We start from the raw sequence: 24,269 nt of genomic DNA, 5'->3' as shown, positions 1-24,269 counted from the left end.
GCTGGCCCTGGCCCGCTGGCGCACCCTCCCGATGGAGCACCATGAAGTCTGACCAAGAGCAAGAGGTGTCGCTGCACCGACTTCTACAGCTCAGCGCCACGACCCCAGACTATGTCCAGGTCAAGCCCAAGGGCTTTAGGTCGATTCTGCAATCGACAGTGGAGTTTCTCGAAGCCTACAACATTCAAGCCCATCTGCTGGTTAAGCTGCCCGCCGGTGATGCCTGGAATGTCGATGTATCGCGCTACAGCCAGGGGTTGACGCCGCCCCATCGGATCTTGCGGTTTCTGCGGGGCAACGCTGGTTTACCCCTGCCGGCTGCCGATGAGGCTGAGGTGGTGCTGCCCCTGGGCGGGGGCACCTGGCGGGGCGATTATTTTTTGGTGATCTTGGCCGAGGGGTTTGCAGCTATGGTGGTGGCCCACCGGTTGCAACCCCTTTCGGCGACGTCCAGCGATGGCCATCGGTTAATCCAGGAGCGCGATCGCACCCCTGACGACGACGACGATGACCTGGCCACGCCTCTGGGAGCGTTGCTGGGAGATGGGGTGGGGGCGCGATCGTCCTACCTGTCGGTGTGCTGCTCAGTTAACCCCAATCTCGTGGCCACCCTGGTGCGGGCGGTGTGCCACCCCATTGAGCGAGGAACGGCGGCGGGCCAGCTCGATCCGGCTCTGGCCGAGCTGACGCATCAGTGGTCAGAGCCCAGCAACGGAGAGACATCTACCAACCTGGCTCTAATCGATCGCTGGCTCAACTGGCAGCTGCGCCGCCAAGAGCACCTGCGCCAGTCAGCCTCATCCTACCGCCGCCAAGCCCTGGGCATGACCAACCTGTCCTCTCAAAACGAGGCGCTGCTCAACACCCTGCGGCTCAAAGATGACTTTCTCAATACCGTCGGCCAAGAGCTGCGCACCCCCCTGACGACGATCAAAACTGCCCTCACCCTGCTCGACTCATCGCACCTAAAGCCGCCCCAGCGCCAGCGCTATATGGAGATGATCAGCCACGAGTGCGATCGCCAGAGCGCCCTGATCAGCGGTGTGCTCAACTTGCTCCAGGTCGAGACCAGCATCGACCAAACCCAGCCTGTCCCCCTCAGCCTAGAAGAAACTGTGCCCCCGGTGGTGAGCACCTACCAGCCTCTGGCCGAAGAAAAAGGGGTCATGCTGGCCTACACTGTTCCTTCGCAGCTGCCCAGGGTGAGCTGCCCCGACAGCTGGCTGCGGCAGATTATCATTCATTTGCTCAACAACAGCTTGAAATATACCCTCAGCGGCGGGCAGGTGTGGGTGACGGCCCGCAGCACCAAAGACCACGTCGAGATCGAGGTGCGTGACACCGGTATCGGCATTGCTGCCAGCGACCTGCCCCATATTTTTGACCACTTCTACCGGGGGCGCAACCTACCCCCCGATGAAACCGAGGGTGCTGGGCTAGGGCTGTCGATCGTGCAGCAGCTGCTGGTGTACTGCGGCGGCTCGATCACCGCTCACAGCCAGCCCAATGAGGGCACCCGGATGCTGGTAAAGCTGCCCCTTTACCGCGAACAGCTGTGACCCCTGAGAGTATTCCACATCACTAAACCTCTAACTTGAGAGGCGAACTTGACCTATTGGGCCAGTCGCGGTGCACCTCTGGTCTAAACCTGATTTTTCTATCGATGCGGTCGATAGATCAGGTTACCTAGGTCGATAGCCCTCACCGCCGCCGACCGCTAAAATCTCTCTCAATTGATGAATTGATCTACACGGCAGCCCTTGACTTGACCCCACCTACCTCTGTCACCTCAAACCAGCCCAGCGAGGCCAACCTCGGCTCGATCTACGCGCTGTTGGCCTATGGCACCTGGGGCCTGCTGCCCCTGTACTGGAAACTATTTGGCTCGACCCCTGCGGTAGAGGTGCTCAGCCATCGGATGATTTGGTCATTGGCGTTTTTGCTGGGTATTTTGCTGGCGCAGCGGCGGCTAGGCGATCTGCAAAGGATGCTGCAATGGGCCAAGACCACTCCTGGTCAGGCGTCGCCCCGCCAGGTGCTGGTGCTGCTGCTTACCGCCAGCCTGCTGAGCTTAAACTGGGGACTCTATATCTACGGGGTCAACAGCGATCGCGTAGTAGAAGCCAGCCTGGGCTACTACATCAACCCCCTGGTCACCGTGCTGCTGGGGTTTGTGTTTCTCAAAGAGCGGCTGCACCGGGGGCAGCAGGTGGCGGTGGCCCTGGCGGTGGTAGGGGTGGGCTACTTTATCTGGCAGCTGGGCACTGTCCCTTGGATCGCCCTGACTCTGGCCATTTCCTTTGCGTTCTATGGGCTCTTGCGCAAAGTGGTAGCGGTGGCTCCCCTGGTGGGGTTGGCCGTAGAGACTCTGCTGATCACGCCGCTGGCACTGTTGTTTGTCGGCTGGCTAGCCGTGCGAGGAGAAGGCCACTTTGGCACGGACTGGCCCACTACGCTGCTGTTTATTGGCGCGGGCGTGACCACCTCCATGCCGCTGCTGTGGTTTAACAACGCGGCCAAGCGGCTCAAGCTAGCTACCCTGGGCTTTTTTCAGTACCTGGCACCGTCGCTGTCACTGCTGCTGGGGGTATTTGTCTACGGCGAGCCCTTTACTGCCGTTCATTTGGTCACCTTTGGCTGCATCTGGGCCGCGCTGCTGCTCTATTCGGTGACGGCACTACGGGCTAAAGGGTTGTAGTTTCGAGGGGCAAAAACACCGTCAACACCTCCCCCGCCTGGGGCCGCTGGCGCACAATCAGCTTGCCGCCCAGGGCCTGAAATAGGTTTTTGGTGGCGTTGAGGTTGAGGCTGAGCCCCCCGGTTTCGGGCTGAAACATGAGCAGCTGCCCCAGTGCCTTAAATGGCGACACCAAGGGGTCGGCTGCCGACCCCGCGTGGGTATCGCTACCCTCCGGCGGCTGCGACTGAAACTGAAGCTTGAGCTGGTGCCCAGCCAGGGTCACCGCCAGTTCGATCTGACTGTAGGGAGGCAGGCTGTGGGTAAAGCGATCGATCAGCCCGGTGAGTACCTGGGTGAGCATAGCCGGGTCGGTGTTGACCATGGGCAGGCAGGGGGGCACATTCACCGTCAGGCTGAGATTGCGGCGACTGGCCTGCTGCTGCCAGCGAGGAATGGCGTCGTCAAATAGCTGGGTGAGAGAAATGGCTGACATGGCCGATCGCGGTCGGGTCGTGCGATCGGTCTCTAGCTCCACCGCCTTAAAGATCAGGCTAAAGCGATCGATCTGCTGGGTGCACTCGCGATCGATCAGCCGCAGCCGCTTGGCCACTTCATCGCCGATGTCTTTGCGCTTGAGCAGCGATCGGGTCAATGTGCGAATGGTGGTCAGGGGCGTGCGAATTTCGTGGGCCATGGCCTTCAACAGCTCGGTGTCGGCGCTGTCTGGAGTAGGTGGCAGGGGGTCTACCGGGGGGTGGGCGGCCTCCAGGTCTGGGTTGAGATCGGGTGAAAAGGCTCTCAGGCTAGAGCAAGCGGGTAGAGCCATGGGAGAGCCCGTCTCCTGATTGCCGAGGTCAACGGCGGCGTAGGCCAAATGCTCGGGTCGCTGCCGCAGCTGAGCCAGGATCAGGTGGCTATAGCGGGTGACCAACCGATAGTCAGGAGCCACTGGCGGAAACTGGTCGATCAGGCGATCGAGCGACTGCACTAGGGGGGGACGGTTGGAGGCGATGCGATCGCGCAGCTGCCCCCAGCCCTGCTCCACCACCGCCGGATCAAAGGAAAACTGAAACTGGGGCAAGCCCCCCTGGTCATGCCCCAAGACCAGCAGCAGACTAAACTGCCGCGTCAGCAGTAGGCAAAACCGCTCTCCCACCAGAGGGTCATTGGTCGCCAGGGGCACAACCTGCAAGTCACAGGCGGGGGCAGCGACCGACCCCTTGCCCTGGCTCGGCAGCAGGGGCCGAGTCACCGACAAAATCTGCTCTAGCGGCTCAGGCACCAGCAGCCAGTGAGAAAGGCGCTGATCGCGCAGGCGATCGGGCAGCACCGGAAACGGCCCCGACAGCGCTCCCCCCATCAGCGGCAGCAGGCCATGGGCGGCGCTGTCTACCGGGTCTGCGGGCAGCTCTAGCAGCAGCTTAATCAATGCTGTCAGCCCCTCTAGCCATTCTTGCTCGGCCCGCAGGTAGGCGCTAGAGCTAGCGCCGGGCCACCCTAGTGCCGACCCAGCACCAACCTGGCCAAAGCCATGCTGGGGGCTGGCATGCTGCTCGCTAAGCAGAGGGCTGAGGGGTAAAAACGGTTGCACCAAAGGAATCACCTGTCTCGGCAATAGTCTAGCTGGGCCACAGCTAGCAGGTTGCCTGCATTCGACAACCCAACGTCTATTACGAGACTACGCCCTCTGCCCCAAATGGGGTATGGGTAGAACCGAACGTCAACCCGGCGATCGCCGTGCTTAGAGAAACCCAGATTAGGTTTTGCCTCGCAGTCTTGCGGATAGGGCGAGTTGGCTACCTTGAGCGCCTAGCCAAACCAGCTAGATGGCACAGCCTCAGCCTCAGCCTCAACCCGGCCGGTGCGAGGGCTAGAGCGCCAGATCTCGGGTCGCCCCAGCAGAGCGTCAATGCCCTGGTGAATGAGGCGGTTGATCTGATCATGCTGATCAGAGGAGTAGCATTGGCGGCTCGATTCAAGGCTACTGTCAGTGCTACTGTCCATAGCGACGTAGACTACCGGCAGGCGGGCCAGTACGTAGGCGGTTAGTTTTTGCCGCAGTTCTGGAACGGCAAAAACCTGACGATATTCGTAGAGAGGGTAGGCGGCTAAAATATCGTCGATCTTATCCGTTACGATTGGCAAAGTTAGGTTGACAATGGTTTGCGTCATTGAAGTTTCTCTCCTGAGAGGGTTGGGTGGTGCAGACAGGGCTCGGGCTGACTGTTGGAGCCAGGGATCAGGCTAAAAAGCGAAAAACATCTTTGCTATAGAACCCAGAAGCGATATATCAAACTCTTAAAGGCGCTCCATTAGCTGAGCAATGGCCGGAGAAATGCCGTGATGGCCGGGGCATTTAACAAAGCTTCAACCGTTAGTGTCATGTCCCTCCCAATAACCTTTAGCTGTTCCCTAAATAAACGCGACAATGACGATGTCGCCATCTATGTTTTAGGAAAAAAACATTTTTCCTTCTTGAAAGATTGTGAAAACTACGCAAAGTGCAGTGTTTCTCAATCCTTGTTATTCTTGGCAGCAGTGGCGTTCTCTTGACCATTACATTGCGTAATTTATTGGGAGAATCTCAGCACTAGCGCCAGTTTTGTGTATCGACGGATAGCTGACCTTGCCCCAGACTGTGCTACTGATATGCGGCGGTATGCACCCGCCCAGCTCTACGGGGCAGATTGTGGCGACCCTGGCTGGCGATCGCGTTCTCAGCCAGCTAACTCGAGTGGTAGTGGCTCCTCAGCAGGGTTTGGCCGTGCTCTCTGCCTCTGCCCTGCGCCAGACCCTAGAGTCTGTGGTCAATGCTGGGGACATGGCCGGTAATGTTTCTAGGGCTGTCTCTGGAACATCGACCCAAGGGCTGATGATCTGGGCCTTTAGCGCTGGCGGTGTGGGCGCGGTAGCCCTGGCCAACTACTGGCAGCGATGGCGTGGCCCAGTGCAGGCAATTTTTTTGGTCGATGGCTGGGGAGTGCCTTGCCCGCCGACGGTGCCCACCTATCGGTTGAGCCACGATCGCTTTACCCACGACACCTCTGCTCTACTCGGGGCAGGGGAGGTCAGTTTTTATGCCGAACCAGCAGTGCCCCACCGGGATCTCTGGCAGCACCCCCAAGCCGTCACCGGGTGGTCTGTGGGGCCGGGGCAAGCAGCGGAAAAGCTCACCGCTGCCGATTTTTTGTGCAGGCGATCGCGCTCTATGCTCACCAACACTGACACCACCACCATGGGCTGAATATCAACGCCCCATAACCAGCGGCCCGAAGCTCGGTGTGGTCGGCATCAAGCCCCCGCCACTGCTGCTAAGATAGGGGGAAATGTTGCCCACTTAACAGCACTCAGTTACACCATTCCTGTAGAGCCACGGCGGTGCCTTAACTCACCGTCTGCCAGGCTTAGGGGAGAGAGTGATTTTAACAAGTGGCCTATCTCAATGGCTTTTAACGCAATGCACCCTAGCCCAACCCAAGCACCCGCCGCCATGACAACTCCCGTTGCTGCTCCAAACAGCGTTCTTGTGCGCCGCGCCTCCGGTGCCTTTGCTCTCATTGACAGCCTCAGACGTCACGGGGTTGAGCATATTTTTGGCTATCCGGGCGGCGCTATTTTGCCCATCTATGACGAGCTCTATCGGGCTGAGGCGGCGGGGGGCATTAGCCACATTTTGGTGCGCCACGAGCAGGGCGGTGCCCATGCCGCCGACGGCTACGCCCGCGCTACGGGCAAGGTGGGGGTCTGCTTTGGCACCTCTGGCCCCGGAGCTACCAACCTGGTCACCGGTATCGCCACCGCCCAGATGGACTCGGTGCCCATGGTGGTGATCACCGGCCAGGTGCCCAGCCATGCGATCGGCAGCGACGCCTTTCAAGAGACCGATATTTTTGGCATTACCCTACCCCTGGTCAAGCATTCCTACGTGGCCCGCACCCCAGACCAGATTCCCCGCATGGTGGCAGAGGCCTTCTACATTGCCCAGACCGGTCGCCCTGGCCCGGTGCTGATCGACATTCCCAAAGATGTTGGGCTGATGGAGTTTGACTATGTGCCCGTCGAGCCGGGCCAGGTCAACCTGCCCGGCTATAAGCCCACCACTAAGGGCAACCCCCGTCAGATCAACCACGCCCTGCGGCTGCTGCGCCAGAGCGAGCGGCCTCTGCTGTACGTGGGGGGCGGGGCAATCACTGCCGGTGCCCACGCCGAGATTTTGCGTCTGGCAGAGTACTTTCAAATCCCGGTGACCACAACGCTGATGGGCAAGGGCTCCTTTGACGAGCATCATCCCCTGGGGTTGGGGATGCTGGGCATGCACGGCACCGCCTACGCCAACTTTGCCGTCAGCGAGTGTGACCTGCTGATCGCCGTGGGCGCTCGCTTTGACGATCGCGTCACCGGTAAGCTAGACGAGTTTGCTTCCCGGGCCCAGGTGATTCACATCGATATCGACCCGGCAGAGGTCGGCAAAAATCGATCGCCCCAGGTGCCCATTGTCGGCGATGTGAAGCTAGTGTTGACCACCCTGCTAGCCCGCATTGACGAAGAAAAGCAACTGCCGCCCCCCAACCAGACCCAGGCCTGGCGCGATCGCATCGATCGCTGGCGGCGTGACTACCCCCTGGTGGTGCCCACCTACCCCGACGTGCTGTCGCCCCAGGAGGTGATTTTTGAGCTGGCCAAGCAGGCACCCCACGCCTACTACACCACCGACGTGGGCCAGCATCAGATGTGGTCGGCCCAGTTTCTTAAAAATGGGCCGCGTCAGTGGGTGTCGAGCGCTGGCCTAGGCACCATGGGCTTTGGTATGCCTGCCGCTATGGGGGTCCAGGTAGCCCTCCCCAACGAAACCGTCATCTGCATCAGCGGCGACGCCAGCTTCCAGATGAACCTGCAAGAGCTGGGCACCCTAGCTCAGTACGGCATTCCGGTCAAAACGGTGATCGTCAACAACGGCTGGCAAGGTATGGTGCGCCAGTGGCAGCAGGCCTTTCACGGTGAGCGCTACTCCTCTTCTAATATGGAGGTGGGTATGCCCGACTTTGAGCTGCTGGCCCGCGCCTACGGCATTAAGGGCATGGTGGTGAGCGATCGCAACGACCTCAGCCCCGCCGTAGCCGCCATGCTCGCCCACGACGGCCCCGTATTGATGGATGTGCGGGTGCGCCGCGACGAAAACTGCTACCCGATGGTGGCTCCGGGCAAGGGTAACCACCAGATGCTGGGGCTGCCCGAGGTGCACGGCACCGGCAGCGATAGCGGATTGGCTACCTGTGTTAGCTGTGGCCATCACAACACTGCCGCCAGCAATTTCTGCTCAGAGTGCGGCACCAAACTGTGATCAACTGAAGCAGATGGGGAGCTGAGTTTCCTGGTCTGCTTCAGCAGGCTTTTGGTCTGTGCCAGAAGGCTTACTCTCTGGTGGTCTTTTTTAGCAGTTTCTATTTTTGATCCCTGAGCCGCCTTTTCTGTGGGCTAATGGCTCAAATTTTTCAGAATGCAGTATCCTAACCTCAGTTTCCTTACTGGTGTGGGTCGTCTATGTCCGCTGCGCTGAAATCCTACGTGCCCCGTCCTTTACCGTCTCAACAGCGTACAGCGACAGCCCGTGCTACCCTTCGCTCAAGCGCTGCGGCGCTACCCGTAGATGAGCAGCCTAGGGTTTCGCCACTGGTAGCGTTGCCTGTGCCATCGCGGCTAGAGTCTCCTAGCCCCGGTGTGCGGGTGCTATCTCACCTCAACCTAGCGGCTTCTGCCCTATCGCTGTCTCTCGTGACCCTCACCCTGATCAGCTACGGCACCTCGGTTTACATCAACCGTCAGCTCAATCAGGCCAATCAGCACCTCAACCGGCTGCAGCGCAGCGAGCAGCAGCTGACCACCGCCAACGAGGTGCTCAAAAACCATCTAGCTCAACAGGTAGGGATTGCCACTTTGGGGTTTCAGCCGCCGCAGCCGGGTGGCGTTATCTTTTTGAAGCCGGCCCATCGCACTGCCCCCGCGACGGCAGATCGCCCGTCAGAGACCGTTCTGCCTCAAGGGATAGCTGACCGATTGACTCTGCCTAGGGTAGATGTACCGCTAGGGTACTAGGCCTCGATCGATCAATGTCTAGTCGATGTTCTAAACGCCAGGGTTGCCGCTTGACCCACAGGACTACTTTTGGCCCTGAGATCTAAGCCTGATCTATGACTCGCTCCACCGTTTAACTGCTCTACTCACCATGGCTAGCTCTGCTTACAATGCTCGCCGCCGCCGCCGCAGTCGCAGTCGCAGTCGCGCCCCGGTGGCTGTGGCCTATACCCCTACCAGCAGCCAAGTGCGCATTCTGCTGGTGTGGGCGCTGTTGGTGCTGTCTCTGGTGGCGGTGGCCGGTCGTTTAGCCTGGCTACAGCTAGCCCAGGGAGAGACCCTGCACCAGCGGGCAGAGCAGCAGCGACTGTCGGTGCCGGTGCAGCGGCAGGTGCGACGGTCGATTGTCGATCGCCAGGGTAATGTGATCGCAGTTGACCAGGTTGTCTATACTCTCTACGCTCACCCCAGGCTGTTTAGTCGCCCCATGCAGGAGGTAGCTGCCGCCCTCGCTCCTCTCTTAGAGACGACCCCAGAGGGGTTGATCGGTCAGCTAGGACGCCAGCCCACCGGCATTCGGGTGGTCGATGGCCTGTCTGAAGCCACCGTCGACCGCATTCGTGCCCTCCGACTCGATGGCCTAGAGCTTTACCCCCAGCAGCAACGCTTTTACCCTCAGCAGCAACTGTTTGCCCCCATTATTGGCTTCGTCAACTTAGACGGTGCCCCCCAGGCCGGGCTGGAAATGGTTTACCAAGACCAGTTGACCTTGACTCGGCCCCCAGAACCAGAGCTAAACCTAGAGCCTGCCGTTGATCCATCGGCGGTCTATGGCCCGCCCCTAGAGCCTTTAGCCGCTCCGGTCTATGGCCCAGAACCTGCCTTTGATGCGGTTTTAGAATCTGAGCCAACCGCCGCTGAGGCTGAGACGCCCCTTTGGCAGCAAGACAATCTCACCCTACAGCTGACCCTCGACAGTCGCCTGCAGCGCACCGCTCAGCAAGAACTTCAGGCAGTACTCGAAACCCACCGGGCCAAGGGGGGCACGGTCATGGTGATGGATGCCCACAGTGGTGAAATGCTGGCCCTGGCCAGCCTGCCCACCTATGACTCTAACCAGTACTTCAATGCTGACCCTGACCACTTACGCACCTGGGCCATTAGCGATCTCTACGAGCCGGGGTCGACCTTTAAGTCGATCAACATTGCGATCGCCCTAGAGGCCGGTATTATTGGCCCCGACGAAATTGTCGACGACAGTGGGCAAATGCAGTTTGGCGAATGGAAGATTCGCAACCACGACTACGCCACTGCTGGCGGGCGGGGGCCGATCTCGGTCACTGACGTGCTGAAGTACTCGAGCAACGTGGGCATGGTGCGGATCATGCAAAAAATGCCTGCCGCCGACTACTTTAACTGGCTCCAGCGCCTCAGCCTTGATCGCCCCACCGGGATCGATCTCCCCGCCGAGGCCGCTGGACAAATGAAAGACCGCGATCAATTTGTGCGTAGTCGAGTCGAGTTGGCTACCACCTCTTTTGGTCAGGGATTTTCAATGACGCCAATCAAGATGCTGCAACTCCAGGCCACCCTGGCCAACGGCGGCAAATTGGTTACCCCTCACGTGGTCAGTGGCATGACTGCCGAAGATGGCCGCACCGTCTGGACACCCGACTTCCCTGACCCTGAGGTAGTTTTCTCACCCCAGACAACCCAGCAGGTGCTCACCATGATGGAGGCAGTCGTGGCCTCGGGCAGTGGCGAACCGGCCCAGCTGCCCGGCTACCGCATCGGCGGTAAGACTGGCACCGCTCAAAAGGCCGCTGCAGGCATCTATGGCCGGGGCCGAATCACCAGCTTTGTGGGCATCTTACCCATTGATGCTCCCCGCTACGTGGTGCTAGCGGTGATCGACGAGCCCCAGGGCGACAACGCCTACGGGTCAACCGTTGCCGCTCCCCTGGTAAAAAGAATTATCGAAGCTCTGGTGGTGCTAGAAGGGCTGCCGCCATCACAAACGCCCTAATACTCTAGAGATGCTGGCGATCGCTGTTCATACCACCTGAGGGCAAGATCAGGCGGGGGCCATCGCCGGGTGGGCACTGCCCACCACTGGGGCAACTTTTTCTCAACTTTTTTCTCAGCAGTCGCCTTAGAAGGGTGGCTCTGCAACGCTGCCGCCCAGATTTTCAACAATGGTGCGGGTGTTGGTCGTCATCAGTTTGAGATAGCTGTCGCCATTGCTGCCGGGAGCGCCCAGAGAGTCAGAATAGAGTGCTTGCTCGGCTAGGGCCACCCCTGCCTCAGCGGCAACGGTGCCAATGAGCTGCGGGTTGATAGTGGTCTCAGCAAAGATGGTGGGCACCCCCAGGGTGCGAATGGACTGCACCAGCTGTTGCACTGTGCGGGCGCTGGGCTGCTCTTCGGTGCTGAGGCCAATCAGGGTGCCCACCACGCTGAGCCCGTAGGCGGTGGCATAGTACTGAAAGGCATCGTGGGTCGTGACCAGCTGCCGCTGATCGGGGGGAATGGTAGCGGTTTGGGTCTCGACCCAGCCGTGGAGTTGGTTGAGATCGGCGATGTAGGCCTCGGCATTGGCAGTAAATAGGGCCGCCTGGTCGGGGGCCAGATCGATCAGCTGATCGCGGATGGCTTCGACCATGGGTACTGCATTGCTGACATTGCCCCAGACGTGGGGGTCAGGCACGGTGCGGCCACTGTAGTCGAGATCGAGGGGCGGCACCACCTCCCCCACCGCCACTCTCTGGGCGCTGACCCCGGCAGCATTGATCAGGCGAATCAGGTTGGGCTCTAGGTTATAGCCGTTGTAGAGAATCAGATCGGCCTGCTCTAGGGCAATGCTGTCAGCGGGCACGGGCTCGTAAACGTGGGGGTCGGCACCGGGCTGCAAAATGCTGGTCAGCTCAATCTGGTCGCCACCCACCTGGGCGGCCCAGTCGGCGATGAGCGTACTCGTAGCGACTACGGTGAGGCGATCGTCGTTAGCGGCGGGGGCCGATGTATCTCTTTGGGCTGAGTCGCAGCTGGCCAATCCCAACCCTACGACCAATACTGCCATGGGTAGACTGCCATACCGTATCAATAGATTCACCTGAGGCATAGGCCGCATTTCATATTCCTTTCATTTTCAAGATACAATATATTTCATATTCCTTTCATTTTTGAGTCTTTAGCTCCTCCTGAAGAGAGGCTTGGGGTGAGGGAAGGGCCAGAGGTTTGCTGAACCCCAAAAGTCCAGAAGAATACGCTTTGTTGGAGACTTTATCGATGGCTACCACACCTAAAATTACCGTGGATCACCTCAGCGTGAACTACCGCGACGTGCAGGCCCTGAGGAACATCAACCTCACTCTGCGGCCCGGCAAAGTGGTGGGCATTTTTGGCCCCAATGGCGCGGGCAAGAGTACCCTGATCAAGGCCATGCTGGGGTTGATGCCCGTGGTCACAGGCCGCGTCACCTATGGCGACGACACCCTGGCCCACCGGCTCGATCGCGTGGCCTACCTACCCCAGCGATCGCAGATCGACTGGACCTTCCCTGCCACCGTTTGGGATGTAGTGATGATGGGCCGGGTGAAGCAAACCGGCTGGTTGAGCCGCTTTTCGGCTGCCAGTCGGCAGATTGCCGAGCAATCCCTAGATCGGGTGGGCATGGCTGAATTTCGCGATCGCCCCATTGGTTCCCTCTCGGGCGGGCAGCAGCAGCGGGTGTTTTTGGCTCGCGCCCTGGCCCAAGAGGCAGACATCTTTTGTTTTGACGAGCCCTTTGTGGGGGTTGACCAAAAGACTGAAACGATTATCTTTGACATTTTTCGTGAGCTGGCTGATGCGGGTAAAATCGTGCTGGTGGTCAACCATGATCTAGGCGAGTCGATCGCCAACTTTGATCAGATCATTCTTCTCAACAAAGAGCTGATCGCCGCCGGGCCGCGAGACTGGGTGCTCACTCGCGAGAATATGACCCGCGCCTATGGCGGTCACGTAGGCTTCTTTGGCCATGTTGCTTAATCTGGTGCTCCCCTTGGCGGTCATAGACTGGCTGGTAGAGCCTTTGCAGTTTGCTTTTATGCAGCGATCGCTGGCGGTGGCGATCTTAGTGGGCGTTATTTGCTCGGTGGTGGGCAGCTACCTGATGGTGCAACGGCTGGCGCTGTTGGGCGATGCCATCAGCCACTCGGTGCTGCCGGGTCTGGCGATCGCCTTTTGGCTGGGCCTCAACATTTTTGTCGGTGCCTTTGTCACTGGGGTGATCAGCACGGTGCTGATCGGTTGGATTCACACGCGATCGCCGATCAAAGAAGACGCCGCCATGGGGATTGTCTTTTCGGCCTTCTTTGCCCTGGGCATCACCCTGATCACCACGATTCAAAAAGACAACAAAATTGACCTCAACCACTTTTTGTTTGGCAACATTCTCGGTGTCACCGCCGGGGATGTGCGCGACACGGCCATCATCGCGGCTCTGGTACTGGCGGCGGTGGTGCTGCTCTACAAAGAGCTGCTGTTCTACAGTTTTGACCCCCTGGGGGCCCAGGCCAGCGGTCTACCGACCACCTGGCTCAACGCCGGACTGATGGTGATGATCGCCCTCACCGTAGTGGCCAGCATGAAGGTGGTCGGTGTGATTTTGGTGCTGTCACTGCTGATTGCGCCGGGGGCGACGGCCTACCTGCTGGTGCCCCGCCTGCACCAGGTCATGATGCTGGGGGCCGCCGTTGGCGTTTTTGCTAGCGTCAGCGGCATGTACCTCAGCTACTACGTCAACCTGCCTTCAGGCCCAGCGATCGTACTGGTGGTATCGGCGATCTTTACCCTGGCGTTTTTGGCTAGCCCCCGCCACGGTCTGCTGACTCGGCCAGGCCTATGGCGGCGGCGGCGTTCCTGAACTTGAGGTTGAGGGCGGCTAGTCTATGGTCAGCACAAATCGCCCGCGCTGATCTCTCTGGTAGCTGTTGACAATCACCCGGTAGAGGCCATCGCGGGGCAGGGTAGCCACAATCTCAGAGTCGGTGATGCCCGGTCTGACGTCGTCGTTAATCGCTAGGCGGTTGCCTGCCTCGTCGGTCAAAATCAAGAAGGTGTCAAAATCTGGGCTAGCCAGCTGAATCACCACCCGCTGATTGGCTCGGCCCCGAAAGGTGAAGGGTTGAAAGTAAGACCCATCCTGCAACACCTGATCGCCCTGGCCCAGAACACCGCTCTGGCGCAAAATGCCACCACCGCTGGGCTGCGGCTGCGGCGGTTGAGCACTGCCGCTGCTCAGGCGTAGCTGGTAGCTGCCCAACTCACCCTGGGATAGGCTATTGGCCAAAATTAGATACGACCCGGTGTAGGGCAGCCGCACCGAGATGCTCGCGCTCTGCCTACCGCTGCGATCGCCCTCTTGAATGGAAAAGTCATCGCGATCGGGAGCCATCAAAATCAGGTAGGGAGCTACATCCTGACTGGTCATGGCAATGGTGACGGTCTGCCCAGCCTGGCCCTCAAACACGTAGGGATTGTAGAAACTGCCGTCGGGCAGAACGTTGCTGGTGTTGTCGAGCCGCCCCTGCACCACGCTGTCTAGGGTAATGGGGGCGGGCTCGCGTCGGCTGCGATCGTCGGGGGCAGTGGCAGTGGCGGTGCCCGATCGCACCGAAGCCAAAAAGGTTTGCACCACATCGGTGGGGATGGCAAACCCAATGCCCACGCTGCCACCGCTGCTGCTGGTGGTAAAGATAGACGTATTCACCCCGATCAATTGCCCGCTGCTGTTGAGCAATGGCCCCCCAGAGTTGCCGGGGTTGATGGCGGCGTCGGTTTGAATCAGGTTGCGATCGCGATCGATGCGGCTGACGATGCCCACCGTAAAGGTGCCCTGGAGGCCAAAGGGGCTGCCAATGGCAAAAGCACTCTGGCCCACCCGCACCGCATCTGCTGGAGCAATAGGGACCGTGGGCAGACCGGTGGGGTTGCCCCGCAGCCGCACCGCCGCCAGATCTAGCCGGTTTTGGCCATAGCCCACCACATCGCCCTCAAAGCTGCGGCCATCGGCCAGGCGCACCGTCACCACCCGCGCCCGCCCCACCACGTGGGCATTGGTCAGAATCAGGCCGCTGGCATCGACAATGCTGCCGCTGCCGCTGCCGTTACCCGCTGTAATAGCCACTACCGCTGGGCTCACCTGCTCGTACACCCGCACGGTGGTGGCCTCATCTGCCACCTGGGCTTGGGCCACAGGCAGCAACCTCAAGGGTATGGCCCCCTGGGGAGCTATCCCCACCCCCGCCAGCAGCGCCCCTGCTAGCAGCGACCCTGTCAGCCACTGCCTCACTAGTCCCCGCTCCTGTGCCGCCTGCGCTCCGGATCTATTCATCGATCTTTCCACTGTCCCTTTCAAACGCACTATTTCTAAACCGCACTACAGCAGGGTCTACCCAGGATGCCCAGCCTGCTCTACTGCCAACCAAAGCCGCTTAAGTCATAGTTCTGGCAGGCCTTCCTTTAATCAGGATATATCTGTAAACTGCGCGGCTATCTGAATAGATAGCCACTTTTGTCGCAGGCACTCTTGTGGCGATGGCCATAGCGCTGAGCAGTGCTTCCCCTTGCTCCGGTGGGTGAAGCTAGCCCAGGCCATCAAGAGACCTCAGGTTGACGATTACCCGACTGCACCCGCCAGAGGCTGGCGTAGAGTCCGTCTAGCTCCAGCAGTTCTTCATGGCGACCCCGCTCGACGATTTCGCCCTGGGCCATGACATAGATGCAGTGGCAGTGGCGAATGGTAGAAAGGCGGTGGGCGATCGCCAGCGTTGTCCGGCCCTGGGTGATCACCGCTAGCGATCGCTGGATGGCAGCCTCGGTCTCGTTATCCACCGCTGACGTCGCCTCATCGAGCACCAAGATGGGTGGGTTTTTGAGAATGGCACGGGCGATCGCCAGCCGCTGCCGCTGCCCCCCCGAGAGCTTTTGCCCCCGCTCGCCCACAATGGTGTCGTAGCCCTGGGGCAGCTGGTCAATAAACTCGTGGGCCTCCGCCAGCTTAGCGGCGTGGAAGATTTCGTCGAAGGTGGCGTCAAAGCTGCCGTAGGCGATATTTTCAGCCACGGTGCCCGAAAACAAAAACACATCTTGACTGACCAGGCCAATGCAGCGCCGCAGATCCTGAGGCAGCAGGTCTTGAATCTCCTGCCCATCAATGAAAATGTTCCCCTGCTGGGGTTGATAGAAGCGCAGCAGCAGCTTCACCAGGGTGCTCTTGCCCGACCCGGTCGCCCCCACCACGCCAATGCTCTGCCCAGCAGGAATGTGCAGCGAGAGATTTTTCAACACCGGCTGACGGTTGGCATAGGCAAAGCTGACGTTCTCATAGCGTACGTCGCCCTGCACCTGCGCTACCGGTAGCGGTTTGCGCCCTGGCACCAGCTCAATCGGCTCATCCAAGATCCCCATGACGCGGCGCACCGACGCCATCGCCCGCTGATACTCATCCATGATTTCGCTCAGCTGGGTAAAGGGCCACAGCAGCCGCTGCACGATAAACACCATAAAGCCGTAGGTGCCCGCCGTCAGGGTGCCGTTGGCCACCGCCAGACCACCCAAAAACAACATGGCGGTAAAGCCCACCAAAATCACAATCCGAATCAGCGGAATAAAGGCGGCACTGAGGGCGATCGCCCGACGGTTGCTCTGACGGTAGGCATCGCTGTCTTGGGTGACGCGATCGCGCTCATAGCCCTCCGCCGTAAAGCTCTTGATCGTGGCAATACCCGACAGATTATTGGCCAAGCGCCCGCTGATCAGCCCCGCCTTGTCGCGCACCTCGGCGTAGCGGGGGGCCAGTCGTCGCTGAAAGGCGATCGACCCCCACAGCACAAAGGGAATCGGCAGCATCGCAAACCACGACACCTCTGGGGCCAAGATTAAGAACGTGGCCCCCACCCAAATCACCGTGGTAAAAAACCGCAGCAGGTTGTGCACCCCCGTGTTCAAAAACCGCTCTAGCTGGTTAATGTCGTCGTTGAGAATGGCCAGCAGGCTGCCTGTACTGCGGTCTTCAAAGTAGCTGAGATCTTGAGCTTGCAGGTGGCTATAGGTGTCAATACGCAGGTCGTGCTGGAGGTTTTGAGCCAGATTGCGCCACAGCCAAGCGTAGATGTACTGGGTCAGCGACTCCAGGCTCCAGATCAAAAACGTCAGCGCCGACAGCACCCCCAACTGCCCGGTAATGCTGGTAATGCCCACCCGCGCAATCAGCGAGTTTTCGTTGTTGGTCACCACGTCGATGGCGATGCCGATCAGGTAGGGCGGAGCCAGGTCAAAGATGGTGTTGAGAATGGAGTTAATCGCCGCCCCCCAAATTTGCGGGCGATAGTTGCGCCCGTAGTGCAGTAACCGCTGGAGAGGATGCCGCGCCGATTGAAAACTGGCCATAGATGCCCTAACTACAAAAGCTAAAGTGTAGCCAACCCCCTATTGGTTTTGGGCTTTGCTTGCTTCAGCAGATTGCTCAGCAAGCAGATACCAGCGTTTATCTAGTAGATACATGACCCCAACAGTGGCAAAAGCCACAGCCTGAGGTGGGAGCACGTCTACTGGGCTAGGGCTAAAAAAACAGGGTCCTGGAGGAACCCTGGGATTTGGTTACACCAATCGACACTTACGCGCCGCTGGCTGAGGGCCGCTGCCGCTGCTGCTGAATCAGCAGATAGCCCGCCCCCAGCCAAAAGATCAGCAGCCCGCCAGTAATCGCCAGCACTGGCAGCAGCCCCAGGGTGTTGATCAACGCTGGAGCCGCTGCCGTAAACAGGCCGCCGCCGACGATGGGCTCAAAGAATAGCTGCTTGTAGGCAAAGCCCTCAAACGCGCCAGTGCTGTTGTCAGGGTCGACCATGCGCAGCAGCAAAATGCCCGTGGCGGTAACGCCCATCGACTGACCCATGTCGCCAATGCCCTTCTCAAACCAGTAGCTGGGGAAGATGCGCGGTGCCCACCAGAGAAAGATCAGCACATTCCACAGAATGCCGGCGATGCTGAGAGTGAGAAAGACGCCCAGATTGCCGCCAAGCACCTGCAGAGAGATAGTGGCGATCGCCGCCGTGACCACCACATCCAGCGCTACCCCGGCGATGTTTTGCACCATCGAGCGAATCACCAGCGCACCCAGGCCCAGCCGATTGAGAATCGACTGGGTGATAATGCCGCCAATCAGCGCCAGGGGAAACAGCGGCACAAACCGAAACACCGCAAAACCGCCATCAGCAGCCCATGTGTTGACCTCGATCCACTTCAGCGCTTCGAGAATGATCCAGCCGATGGCGATCGACATACCGACAATGGCAAAGTTGATCGACAGGGGGTCAATCAGCAGGTTGCGCAGCAGCCGCGCCCGCTGCTGGCGAATCTCAGGCGTTTCGGCCATCACGTTCAGGTCAGGAATCTCTTCTGGCTCTATCACTCGACGGCTGACAATATCGACATGGCCCTTGCGGCGGCCCCAGTCACACAGCGCCGTCCCGAGAATAATGCCCGACACAATGCCCACCGTCGCTAGGCCCACCGCCAGGTCGGCCCCCTCGGCAAAGCCCAGCTCGTTAAAGGTTTCGGCCATGCCCCCGGCGGTGCCGTGGCCCCCCTCAAAGCCAATTTCAATCAGCGTAGCGGCCATGGGGTTAACGCCAAACACCGGCCCTAAAAAGAGTAGCGTGGCCAAAATGCCCACCACGTACTGTCCCCAGGCCAGGGTTTGGCCAAACACCACCTGGGGCGCGGCCTTGCGCCAAATTTCGCGCGGTGCTGGAATGGTCTCACCTAAAAACAGGGCCGCAAACACAATGTTGATAAACACCCCCGGTGACTGAGCCCACACCGCCCGAATGTCTTCGGCAAACAGGCCCCCCGCCAGCAGCGAGTCTGGCCCGGCAATGGCAGTGGCGATCGCCCCCAAGACCTCTGGCCCCAGCAGCAGCGCCAGCGCCCCCGCCACGATCGATGACGGCAGGTACAGCCGCTGAATCCACGGCAACTGATGCTTGACGTAGCGCCCTAGCAGCAGCAGCAGCGCCAGGATTACAAAGGCAAATAAAACAGTGCGTAGGTTAAACACGGAGCCTCCAAGGGTAGATGCTTGGGCGGTTGCCGATGTTTGATCGGCGATTATGGAGTAGTGATTTCAGGTTAGGGTAACCCTTAACGCTGGTCGCACAAATCCTCAAGCAATAATTTGTAGCTAGAGTAGACGACTCAGGCCACTGCTATAGAGCCATCGATTCTGGAGAATTACAGTAACTCTGGACACATGCACTAAATTATCTATAGGGAGAAAATTCTGGAATACCTATTTCTAGATCTGGCGGCTGGGGATTTAAAGCCCTGGCATAGCTGGGGTTTCTCTATCGTCCCCTTCCTTCGAGGTATCACCATGGCCGACAAAAACCAGATCAAGCAGCACATTGCCCTGACCAGCAAAATCAACTTTGAGGGTGTCACCCCCGCCAAGAGCGAAGACCCCCGCAAGGCCAAGATCATGCAGCATCTGAAAAAGAGCCTCGGGTAGAAAGCTTTAGGTTTCAAGGTCGTACCTTGAAACCTAAAACCCCTACAGATAGCTGGCCGGGTTCACCGGGTTGCCGTTTTGCCGCACCTCAAAATGCAGGTGGGGGCCGGTAGAGAGACCGGTAGAGCCGACAGCGGCAATGGTCTGGCCCTGCCGGACTGCCTGCCCTTCGCTGACCAGTAGCCGACTAGCGTGGGCGTACAGGGTGCTGATGCCGCCGCCGTGGTCGATGATCACTGTTTGACCGTAGCCGCCGTACCAGCCTGAGAAAATCACCTGCCCCGAGTCGGCGGCGTAGATGGGAGTACCCTGGCTGGCGGCAAAATCGATACCGGCATGAAACCGGCTGTAGCCCAAAATCGGGTGCCGTCGGTTACCAAAGCCGCTAGAAATGCCGCCGTTGGCCGGAAACACAAACCGTCCTGTGCCGCGCACCACTCCCGTGCTGGCGGCAATTTTTTGGCGAATCAGCCCGCCGAGCTGCTCCGACTCGCGGGCTAGCTGGGCCTCGGCGGCTTCTAGCGCCCCGCGCCGATCTTTTAGGCGAGTGATGAGCTGCTTTTCTTCGCTGGCTTCGGCTTCGTACTGCTGCTTTTGGGAGAGCAATTGCTGGCGCAGCAGGGCCACCTGATTGCGCTTCTCCTCCACCGCAGCCTTTTGCTTTTGGATTGCTTCGGCGCGGGCTTTGAGGTCTGCTAAAACGGCGCGATCGGCAGCGTAGACTCGTTTGAGCTGGTACTGGCGATCGAGAAACTCGTTGAAATTTTGGCTTTGCAGCAGCACCGCCCAGCCCTCGCTGCCCTGCTGCCGCTGCAAATATTGCAGGCGGGCAACGGTGCCGGTTCTGACGTCTTCATAGTCGGCTTCGGCCTTTTGCAGCTGGGTCTCAAAGTCTTTTAGCTCTTGCTCGGCCTGGCTGAGGCGATACTCGGTTTCAGAAATTTGGTTGGCAGTGTAGACGATGTTGTTTTCGAGGCTGCGCAGGGTCGATTCGGAGGTGGCCTGGCGGTTTTGCAGTTCGTCTTGCTGCTGCTGTAGCTGGTTGCGCTGCTGTTCGAGGGTTTTTTGCTTGTTTTGTAGGTCTTGAATCGACTGGGCCACAAGCTGGGGCTGGGCCGCGGGGGTAGCTGAAGAGAAGCCCAACCAGAGAACCAGGGCGATCGCCCCCACAATTGCCAAACTCCGCGCGGCGATCGCCCACCGACTGCCCCAGAGACGCAGCGATAGATTGAGAACAGCAGAGCGAGGTTGGGTAATCACAGGCCAGTCCTAAGATAAGGCGTTTGCGAGACAGCGATCGAGGGGCTCTCCCTAGCTCAAATTCTCCAATCTCTTCTCTCTACAGAGAAGACAAACCGGTTGCAGAACCCCGCTCACCTCGGGAGCGGGGTGAGGGCTGTTAGACGCGGCTCCACGACAAGCTCTTCTCAGAGTGTCCCCCGCAGGGCCAGGGCCACCGCCACTACCCCAAAGGCAAAGATAGCCGACCCGGCCAGCCGATTTAACCACTTCAGCCGAGGTGGTGTCAGCCTTTGGCTAAAAAGCGTTACACCCCAGCTCAGGCAGAGCCACCACAGCGCTGAGCCTAAGAATACACCCACAATCAGCGCCAGGGCAGCGGCCCATGACTGGCTGCTGCCCACCAGGCCCAGCCCAGCAAAAATCGCAATGAACGACAGAATAGTCGCCGGGTTAGTCAGCGTCAAGACCAGAGTTGATGCGTAGGCTCCCCACAGACTGCGGCCCGACGCCTGAGCCGCCTCCCGAGCCGGGTCAGCCCGCAGGGTTGAAAATCCTAAATAACAGAGAAACAGCCCGCCCACAAGCTGCAAGATCTGGGCATAGTTCACCAGCACATCGGCTACAGCGGTCAGCCCCAAGGCCGCAATGCTGCCGTAAATACCGTCGGCGGTGGCGGCCCCCAGCCCTGTGACCAGCCCCATGCGTTGGCCTTGGGTGAGCGATCGCCGAATACAGAGCAGCCCAATCGGGCCGACCGGAACCGCGATCGCCAGCCCCAGCCCCATACCCTTCAGCAGTACCCACCCGACCATTGGCCGCCTCCTTTACTAGGGTTTCATAACATATAGCCATCGCCAGAATCGTTAGGACATAACCACTACCCCCGAAGCGATGGCTATACGCCATTGCACCGCCCCAGTTCTCAGCCGAAGCTGAGGCGTATGTCCTAAGCGCAATGGCCATCGCTATAGCTCTGGGTTGCGAGTTGTGCGCGTGGTTAGTGTCGACCTCCTTTCGGTCGAGAAAATATGGCACCTTAGGAATGGCGCTTTTCACTGCTCTGTTGGGAGATAACCATGGTTTCTACGATTCGCGGCTACTTGCAGCCCATAGCCGACTTTTTTGCCGGGTTTGGCACCCCCGAACCGATCGTCCACTGGGGCCACCCGGCAATGATGGGCATTGTCATTTTTGTCATGGGCAGCTTCACGGCCTACATGGGCTGGAAGGGCCGTGTAGGCGACGACGACCCCCAGAAAAAAGCCGAAAACCGCCACACCCACAAGCGTCTTGCCCTGTGGATGTTTACCTTCATTAGCCTGGGCTATACCGGCGGAGTGCTGTCGCTGGTCATGCAGGAGAAAGAAATCTTTCAAAGCCCCCACTTTTGGACTGGGGGGCTGGTGATTGGCCTGCTGGCTATCAACGGGGCGATCTCATTCACCAAGTTTGGCGGCGGCAAAGACTCCCTGCGCACCGCCCATGCCTACCTGGGCAGCTTTGCCCTGGCGGTGATGTTTATCCACGCCTTTTTGGGTCTGCGGCTGGGGCTGTCGATTTAAGGCGATTGCTTGACAAGAACATCCCTGCATCGGGCAAACAGCCGTTTGCCCGTACGTATAGAACGGTTTGTTAATCGGGGATTTTTTTTGGTAGACACGACCTCTGTGGTTTAAACCGATGCGATCGCAGCCCACCCTACCCATGCCCCCCGTCGCCCACCGCTGGCGGGGGTTGGTTTTGACAGGGTTGACCCTGCTCGCCGCTCTCTGGCTCGGCTGGGGAGCGCCAGTGGCTCTGGCCCAGGTACCCGCCAACCTCGAAGACTCGCGGCCCCTGACCCAGGTGCCGGTCACGCTGGGCGATGAGACCTTGTTCACCCTTCAGGCCAAGCAGATTGCGAGTTCGGTGGCGGTGCGCGCCCAGCGCATGTCAGAGCGGATTGAGGCGATCGCCCGCGATCAGAGCATTTCTGTCGAGGCGATTGTCGTGGCAGAGACCGAGTTTGGCCCCACTCTGTTTGTCGAAGACATTCTGATCATGACCGTCACGGCGGCGGATGTAGTCGGCACTGGCCTCACCCCCCCAACCCTAGCCGCCCGCAATCTAGCGATCATCCAAGACCAAATTACCGCCTACCGGGCCGATCGCAGCGCCGAATACCTGGCCCAGGCCGGAGGACTTGCCCTGATCAGCACCCTAGGGCTGGTGCTGGCAATTTTGGTGCTGGCCAATGTCATGCCCCAGTTTTACCGCTGGCTCGACCGCCAGCAAGACCGCTGGATTCCTAACGTGCGGCTGCAAAATTTTGAGCTGCTGACCGCCGCCCAGCTCACCACCCTGGTGCAGATTCTGACCAAGATTCTGCATTTTGTCCTGGTCACAATGCTGGTGCTGTTTTATCTGTCCTACGTGCTGAGTCTGTTTCCCCAGACGAGGAGCCTGGGGCAGAGCGTCTGGGGAAATGTTCTGGGCGCATTTCAGCTGGTGTGGAATGCCTTCATTGGCTACCTGCCCAACCTGGTCAGCATCGTCATCATTGTGGTGGTCACCTCTAGCCTGCTGCGCTTCGCCCGCTGGATCTTTGCCAATATTCGCCGGGGGCGGCTGAGCATTGGCGGCTTTTACCCCGAGTGGGCCATGCCCACCTATCGGCTGGTGCAGTTTATGCTGGTGGCGATCGCCTTTGCCCTGATCTTTCCCTACCTGCCGGGGGCCGAGTCGCCCGCCTTTCAGGGGGTGTCGATTTTCTTTGGCCTGCTGGTGTCGCTGGGGGCCGGGGGGGTAGTGCTGAGCATTGTGGCCGGGTTTATTTTGGTCTATACACGGGCCTTTCGAGAGGGCGATCGCATCAGTTTTGGCGACATCGCCGGGTTCGTCACCGAAAAATCGCTCTTTGTCACCCGCATTCGCACCCTGGAGAATGTGCTGGTCAGCGTGCCCAACGCCGCCCTGCTGACCGGCAACATCGTCAACTACACCGCCCTGGTGCGCGAGCAAAAAACCCCCATCGTGATCAAAACCACCCTCACCCTGGGCTACGACGTTCCCTGGAAGCTGGTCTACGAAACCCTGATCGCCGCCGCCGAAGCTACCGCCGATATTTTGCCAGAGCCACGCCCCCACGTGTGGCAGACGTCGCTAGACGATTTCTACGTCAGCTATCAGCTGCGGGCCTACACCACCCACCCCGAACAGCTAGAGGTCATCTACTCAAATCTGCACCAAAACCTGCAAGACCATTGCAACCAGGCAGGCATCGAGATCATGTCGCCCCACTATGGGGCCATGCGCGACGGCAACCAGAGCACCATCCCCGCCGATTATCTACCGGCCCACTACCAAGCGCCACCGTGGAACATGCCCCCGGCCCCACCACTCGACACCAAGACACCCTCCTCTCCAAAAGATGATGTAGCTCAATGACATAGCTAACTTGATTGAGCAACTGCTGGTCTTTGAGGTGCTTTAGATCTTGCTTAAAGCTGCCTCTAAACCTGACCTTTATGCTTCGCCTTTGAGGAGAGCTTGAATCTCAGCTTCATCAACAAAATCGGTTGCTTCGCCTTCAAGAATGGCATTCGCCATGCCCACTTCTTCTAATGCATCGAGTATGAGTTTGTAGAACACCTCGCGCTTTTGTTGTAGCAGCTCGACCAAAACTTCGGTAAGCAGGGCTTTGGTTTTGTCGTCATCAAGGGTGAGTTGCAGGGCAGATGA

At 59.3% G+C, this 24,269-nt stretch carries 20 protein-coding genes; 11 read left to right on the top strand and 9 right to left on the bottom strand.

Going from position 1 to position 24,269, the window contains the following annotated elements:
• Positions 1 to 41 precede the first annotated feature (41 nt).
• Both AC0QKW_RS09490 and rarD read left to right on the top strand, forming a co-directional pair.
• A complete protein-coding gene (locus AC0QKW_RS09490) occupies positions 42 to 1,559 on the top strand; it encodes a sensor histidine kinase (RefSeq protein ID WP_473150823.1) in 1,518 nt (505 codons plus the stop codon).
• Between the two features lie 206 nt (positions 1,560 to 1,765).
• A complete protein-coding gene (gene rarD, locus AC0QKW_RS09485; protein ID WP_473150822.1) occupies positions 1,766 to 2,698 on the top strand; it encodes an EamA family transporter RarD in 933 nt (310 codons plus the stop codon).
• On the opposite strand, the gene AC0QKW_RS09480 is transcribed toward rarD, so the two are convergent.
• Together AC0QKW_RS09480 and AC0QKW_RS09475 are read right to left on the bottom strand one after the other, a co-directional pair.
• Positions 2,685 to 4,271 (bottom strand): sensor histidine kinase, encoded by a 1,587-nt coding sequence (locus tag AC0QKW_RS09480; protein ID WP_473150821.1) that lies wholly within the window; start codon positions 4,269 to 4,271, stop codon positions 2,685 to 2,687. The two genes, rarD and AC0QKW_RS09480, sit on opposite strands and share 14 nt — an antisense overlap.
• A 218-nt stretch (positions 4,272 to 4,489) precedes the next feature.
• Positions 4,490 to 4,852 carry a hypothetical protein gene (locus AC0QKW_RS09475; RefSeq protein WP_473150820.1) on the bottom strand — a complete coding sequence of 121 codons (363 nt, stop codon included), beginning with the start codon at positions 4,850 to 4,852 and terminating at the stop codon, positions 4,490 to 4,492.
• A gap of 487 nt (positions 4,853 to 5,339) precedes the next feature.
• Here AC0QKW_RS09475 and AC0QKW_RS09470 point away from each other — a divergent pair, with 487 nt between their 5' ends.
• The 4 genes from AC0QKW_RS09470 (at position 5,340) to AC0QKW_RS09455 (ending at position 10,778) form a co-directional block, all read left to right on the top strand.
• Positions 5,340 to 5,924 (top strand): hypothetical protein, encoded by a 585-nt coding sequence (locus tag AC0QKW_RS09470; protein ID WP_473150819.1) that lies wholly within the window; start codon positions 5,340 to 5,342, stop codon positions 5,922 to 5,924.
• A gap of 246 nt (positions 5,925 to 6,170) precedes the next feature.
• Positions 6,171 to 8,021 (top strand): biosynthetic-type acetolactate synthase large subunit, encoded by a 1,851-nt coding sequence (gene ilvB, locus AC0QKW_RS09465; RefSeq protein WP_473150818.1) that lies wholly within the window; start codon positions 6,171 to 6,173, stop codon positions 8,019 to 8,021.
• A 200-nt stretch (positions 8,022 to 8,221) separates the two neighbouring features.
• Entirely contained in the window at positions 8,222 to 8,773 is a 552-nt protein-coding gene (locus AC0QKW_RS09460; RefSeq protein WP_473150817.1) for a hypothetical protein, read from the top strand.
• 130 nt (positions 8,774 to 8,903) lie between these two features.
• Positions 8,904 to 10,778, top strand: coding sequence for a peptidoglycan D,D-transpeptidase FtsI family protein (locus AC0QKW_RS09455; protein WP_473150816.1), 1,875 nt, complete (start codon positions 8,904 to 8,906; stop codon positions 10,776 to 10,778).
• Positions 10,779 to 10,904: 126 nt separating this feature from the next.
• Here AC0QKW_RS09455 and AC0QKW_RS09450 read toward each other — a convergent pair whose 3' ends face one another.
• Entirely contained in the window at positions 10,905 to 11,831 is a 927-nt protein-coding gene (locus AC0QKW_RS09450; protein WP_473150815.1) for a metal ABC transporter solute-binding protein, Zn/Mn family, read from the bottom strand.
• 209 nt (positions 11,832 to 12,040) lie between these two features.
• Between AC0QKW_RS09450 and AC0QKW_RS09445 the strand changes: the two genes are divergently transcribed.
• A complete protein-coding gene (locus tag AC0QKW_RS09445; protein ID WP_473150814.1) occupies positions 12,041 to 12,781 on the top strand; it encodes a metal ABC transporter ATP-binding protein in 741 nt (246 codons plus the stop codon).
• A complete protein-coding gene (locus AC0QKW_RS09440) occupies positions 12,771 to 13,658 on the top strand; it encodes a metal ABC transporter permease (RefSeq protein WP_473150813.1) in 888 nt (295 codons plus the stop codon). The genes AC0QKW_RS09445 and AC0QKW_RS09440 overlap by 11 nt, the downstream gene beginning before the upstream one ends.
• 18 nt (positions 13,659 to 13,676) lie before the next feature.
• Here the strand turns inward: AC0QKW_RS09440 and AC0QKW_RS09435 are convergent, their stop codons facing one another.
• The 3 genes from AC0QKW_RS09435 to AC0QKW_RS09425 all read right to left on the bottom strand — a co-directional run bounded on the left by AC0QKW_RS09435 (position 13,677) and on the right by AC0QKW_RS09425 (position 18,857).
• Positions 13,677 to 15,128: a S1C family serine protease gene (locus tag AC0QKW_RS09435; RefSeq protein WP_473150812.1), complete on the bottom strand. Its 1,452-nt coding sequence runs from the start codon at positions 15,126 to 15,128 to the stop codon at positions 13,677 to 13,679.
• A gap of 263 nt (positions 15,129 to 15,391) precedes the next feature.
• Entirely contained in the window at positions 15,392 to 17,185 is a 1,794-nt protein-coding gene (locus AC0QKW_RS09430; RefSeq protein ID WP_473150811.1) for an ABC transporter ATP-binding protein, read from the bottom strand.
• Between the two features lie 226 nt (positions 17,186 to 17,411).
• Positions 17,412 to 18,857, bottom strand: a complete 1,446-nt coding sequence (locus AC0QKW_RS09425) for a sodium/glutamate symporter (RefSeq protein ID WP_473150810.1) — start codon at positions 18,855 to 18,857, stop codon at positions 17,412 to 17,414.
• Positions 18,858 to 19,172: 315 nt separating this feature from the next.
• On the opposite strand from AC0QKW_RS09425, the gene AC0QKW_RS09420 reads away from it, so the two are divergent.
• On the top strand, positions 19,173 to 19,307 hold the full coding sequence (locus tag AC0QKW_RS09420; RefSeq protein ID WP_473150809.1) for a hypothetical protein: 135 nt from the start codon (positions 19,173 to 19,175) through the stop codon (positions 19,305 to 19,307).
• A gap of 42 nt (positions 19,308 to 19,349) precedes the next feature.
• Here AC0QKW_RS09420 and AC0QKW_RS09415 read toward each other — a convergent pair whose 3' ends face one another.
• Both AC0QKW_RS09415 and AC0QKW_RS09410 read right to left on the bottom strand, forming a co-directional pair.
• Positions 19,350 to 20,567, bottom strand: a complete 1,218-nt coding sequence (locus AC0QKW_RS09415) for a murein hydrolase activator EnvC family protein (protein WP_473150808.1) — start codon at positions 20,565 to 20,567, stop codon at positions 19,350 to 19,352.
• Positions 20,568 to 20,734: 167 nt separating this feature from the next.
• Positions 20,735 to 21,361 carry a LysE/ArgO family amino acid transporter gene (locus tag AC0QKW_RS09410; protein ID WP_473150807.1) on the bottom strand — a complete coding sequence of 209 codons (627 nt, stop codon included), beginning with the start codon at positions 21,359 to 21,361 and terminating at the stop codon, positions 20,735 to 20,737.
• Positions 21,362 to 21,625: 264 nt separating this feature from the next.
• Here AC0QKW_RS09410 and AC0QKW_RS09405 point away from each other — a divergent pair, with 264 nt between their 5' ends.
• Together AC0QKW_RS09405 and AC0QKW_RS09400 are read left to right on the top strand one after the other, a co-directional pair.
• Complete coding sequence (locus tag AC0QKW_RS09405; protein WP_473150806.1) at positions 21,626 to 22,111, top strand: DUF4079 domain-containing protein; 486 nt, start codon at positions 21,626 to 21,628, stop codon at positions 22,109 to 22,111.
• Between the two features lie 118 nt (positions 22,112 to 22,229).
• Positions 22,230 to 23,975 carry a mechanosensitive ion channel family protein gene (locus AC0QKW_RS09400; protein ID WP_473150805.1) on the top strand — a complete coding sequence of 582 codons (1,746 nt, stop codon included), beginning with the start codon at positions 22,230 to 22,232 and terminating at the stop codon, positions 23,973 to 23,975.
• A 78-nt stretch (positions 23,976 to 24,053) separates the two neighbouring features.
• Here the strand turns inward: AC0QKW_RS09400 and AC0QKW_RS09395 are convergent, their stop codons facing one another.
• The gene (locus tag AC0QKW_RS09395) at positions 24,054 to 24,260 is read right to left on the bottom strand and encodes a hypothetical protein (RefSeq protein WP_473150866.1); all 207 of its coding nucleotides are present in this window, start codon (positions 24,258 to 24,260) and stop codon (positions 24,054 to 24,056) included.
• Between the last annotated feature and the right edge of the window lie 9 nt (positions 24,261 to 24,269).

This window comes from Pseudanabaena sp. PCC 9330 (assembly GCF_055795045.1).
This window is presented reverse-complemented; position numbering and strand designations above follow the sequence as displayed.

What these genes read in the sequence shown, in the direction of transcription:
- AC0QKW_RS09490 (WP_473150823.1), top strand. Translation starts at nt 42, where the DNA reads ATGAAGTCTGACCAAGAGCAAGAGGTGTCGCTGCACCGACTTCTACAG.
- AC0QKW_RS09435 (WP_473150812.1), bottom strand. Translation starts at nt 15,128, where the DNA reads ATGAATAGATCCGGAGCGCAGGCGGCACAGGAGCGGGGACTAGTGAGG.
- AC0QKW_RS09445 (WP_473150814.1), top strand. Translation starts at nt 12,041, where the DNA reads ATGGCTACCACACCTAAAATTACCGTGGATCACCTCAGCGTGAACTAC.
- AC0QKW_RS09420 (WP_473150809.1), top strand. Translation starts at nt 19,173, where the DNA reads ATGGCCGACAAAAACCAGATCAAGCAGCACATTGCCCTGACCAGCAAA.
- ilvB (WP_473150818.1), top strand. Translation starts at nt 6,171, where the DNA reads ATGACAACTCCCGTTGCTGCTCCAAACAGCGTTCTTGTGCGCCGCGCC.
- AC0QKW_RS09440 (WP_473150813.1), top strand. Translation starts at nt 12,771, where the DNA reads ATGTTGCTTAATCTGGTGCTCCCCTTGGCGGTCATAGACTGGCTGGTA.
- AC0QKW_RS09450 (WP_473150815.1), bottom strand. Translation starts at nt 11,831, where the DNA reads ATGGCAGTATTGGTCGTAGGGTTGGGATTGGCCAGCTGCGACTCAGCC.
- AC0QKW_RS09405 (WP_473150806.1), top strand. Translation starts at nt 21,626, where the DNA reads ATGGTTTCTACGATTCGCGGCTACTTGCAGCCCATAGCCGACTTTTTT.
- AC0QKW_RS09455 (WP_473150816.1), top strand. Translation starts at nt 8,904, where the DNA reads ATGGCTAGCTCTGCTTACAATGCTCGCCGCCGCCGCCGCAGTCGCAGT.
- AC0QKW_RS09470 (WP_473150819.1), top strand. Translation starts at nt 5,340, where the DNA reads ATGCACCCGCCCAGCTCTACGGGGCAGATTGTGGCGACCCTGGCTGGC.
- AC0QKW_RS09400 (WP_473150805.1), top strand. Translation starts at nt 22,230, where the DNA reads ATGCGATCGCAGCCCACCCTACCCATGCCCCCCGTCGCCCACCGCTGG.
- AC0QKW_RS09475 (WP_473150820.1), bottom strand. Translation starts at nt 4,852, where the DNA reads ATGACGCAAACCATTGTCAACCTAACTTTGCCAATCGTAACGGATAAG.
- AC0QKW_RS09430 (WP_473150811.1), bottom strand. Translation starts at nt 17,185, where the DNA reads ATGGCCAGTTTTCAATCGGCGCGGCATCCTCTCCAGCGGTTACTGCAC.
- AC0QKW_RS09410 (WP_473150807.1), bottom strand. Translation starts at nt 21,361, where the DNA reads ATGGTCGGGTGGGTACTGCTGAAGGGTATGGGGCTGGGGCTGGCGATC.
- AC0QKW_RS09460 (WP_473150817.1), top strand. Translation starts at nt 8,222, where the DNA reads ATGTCCGCTGCGCTGAAATCCTACGTGCCCCGTCCTTTACCGTCTCAA.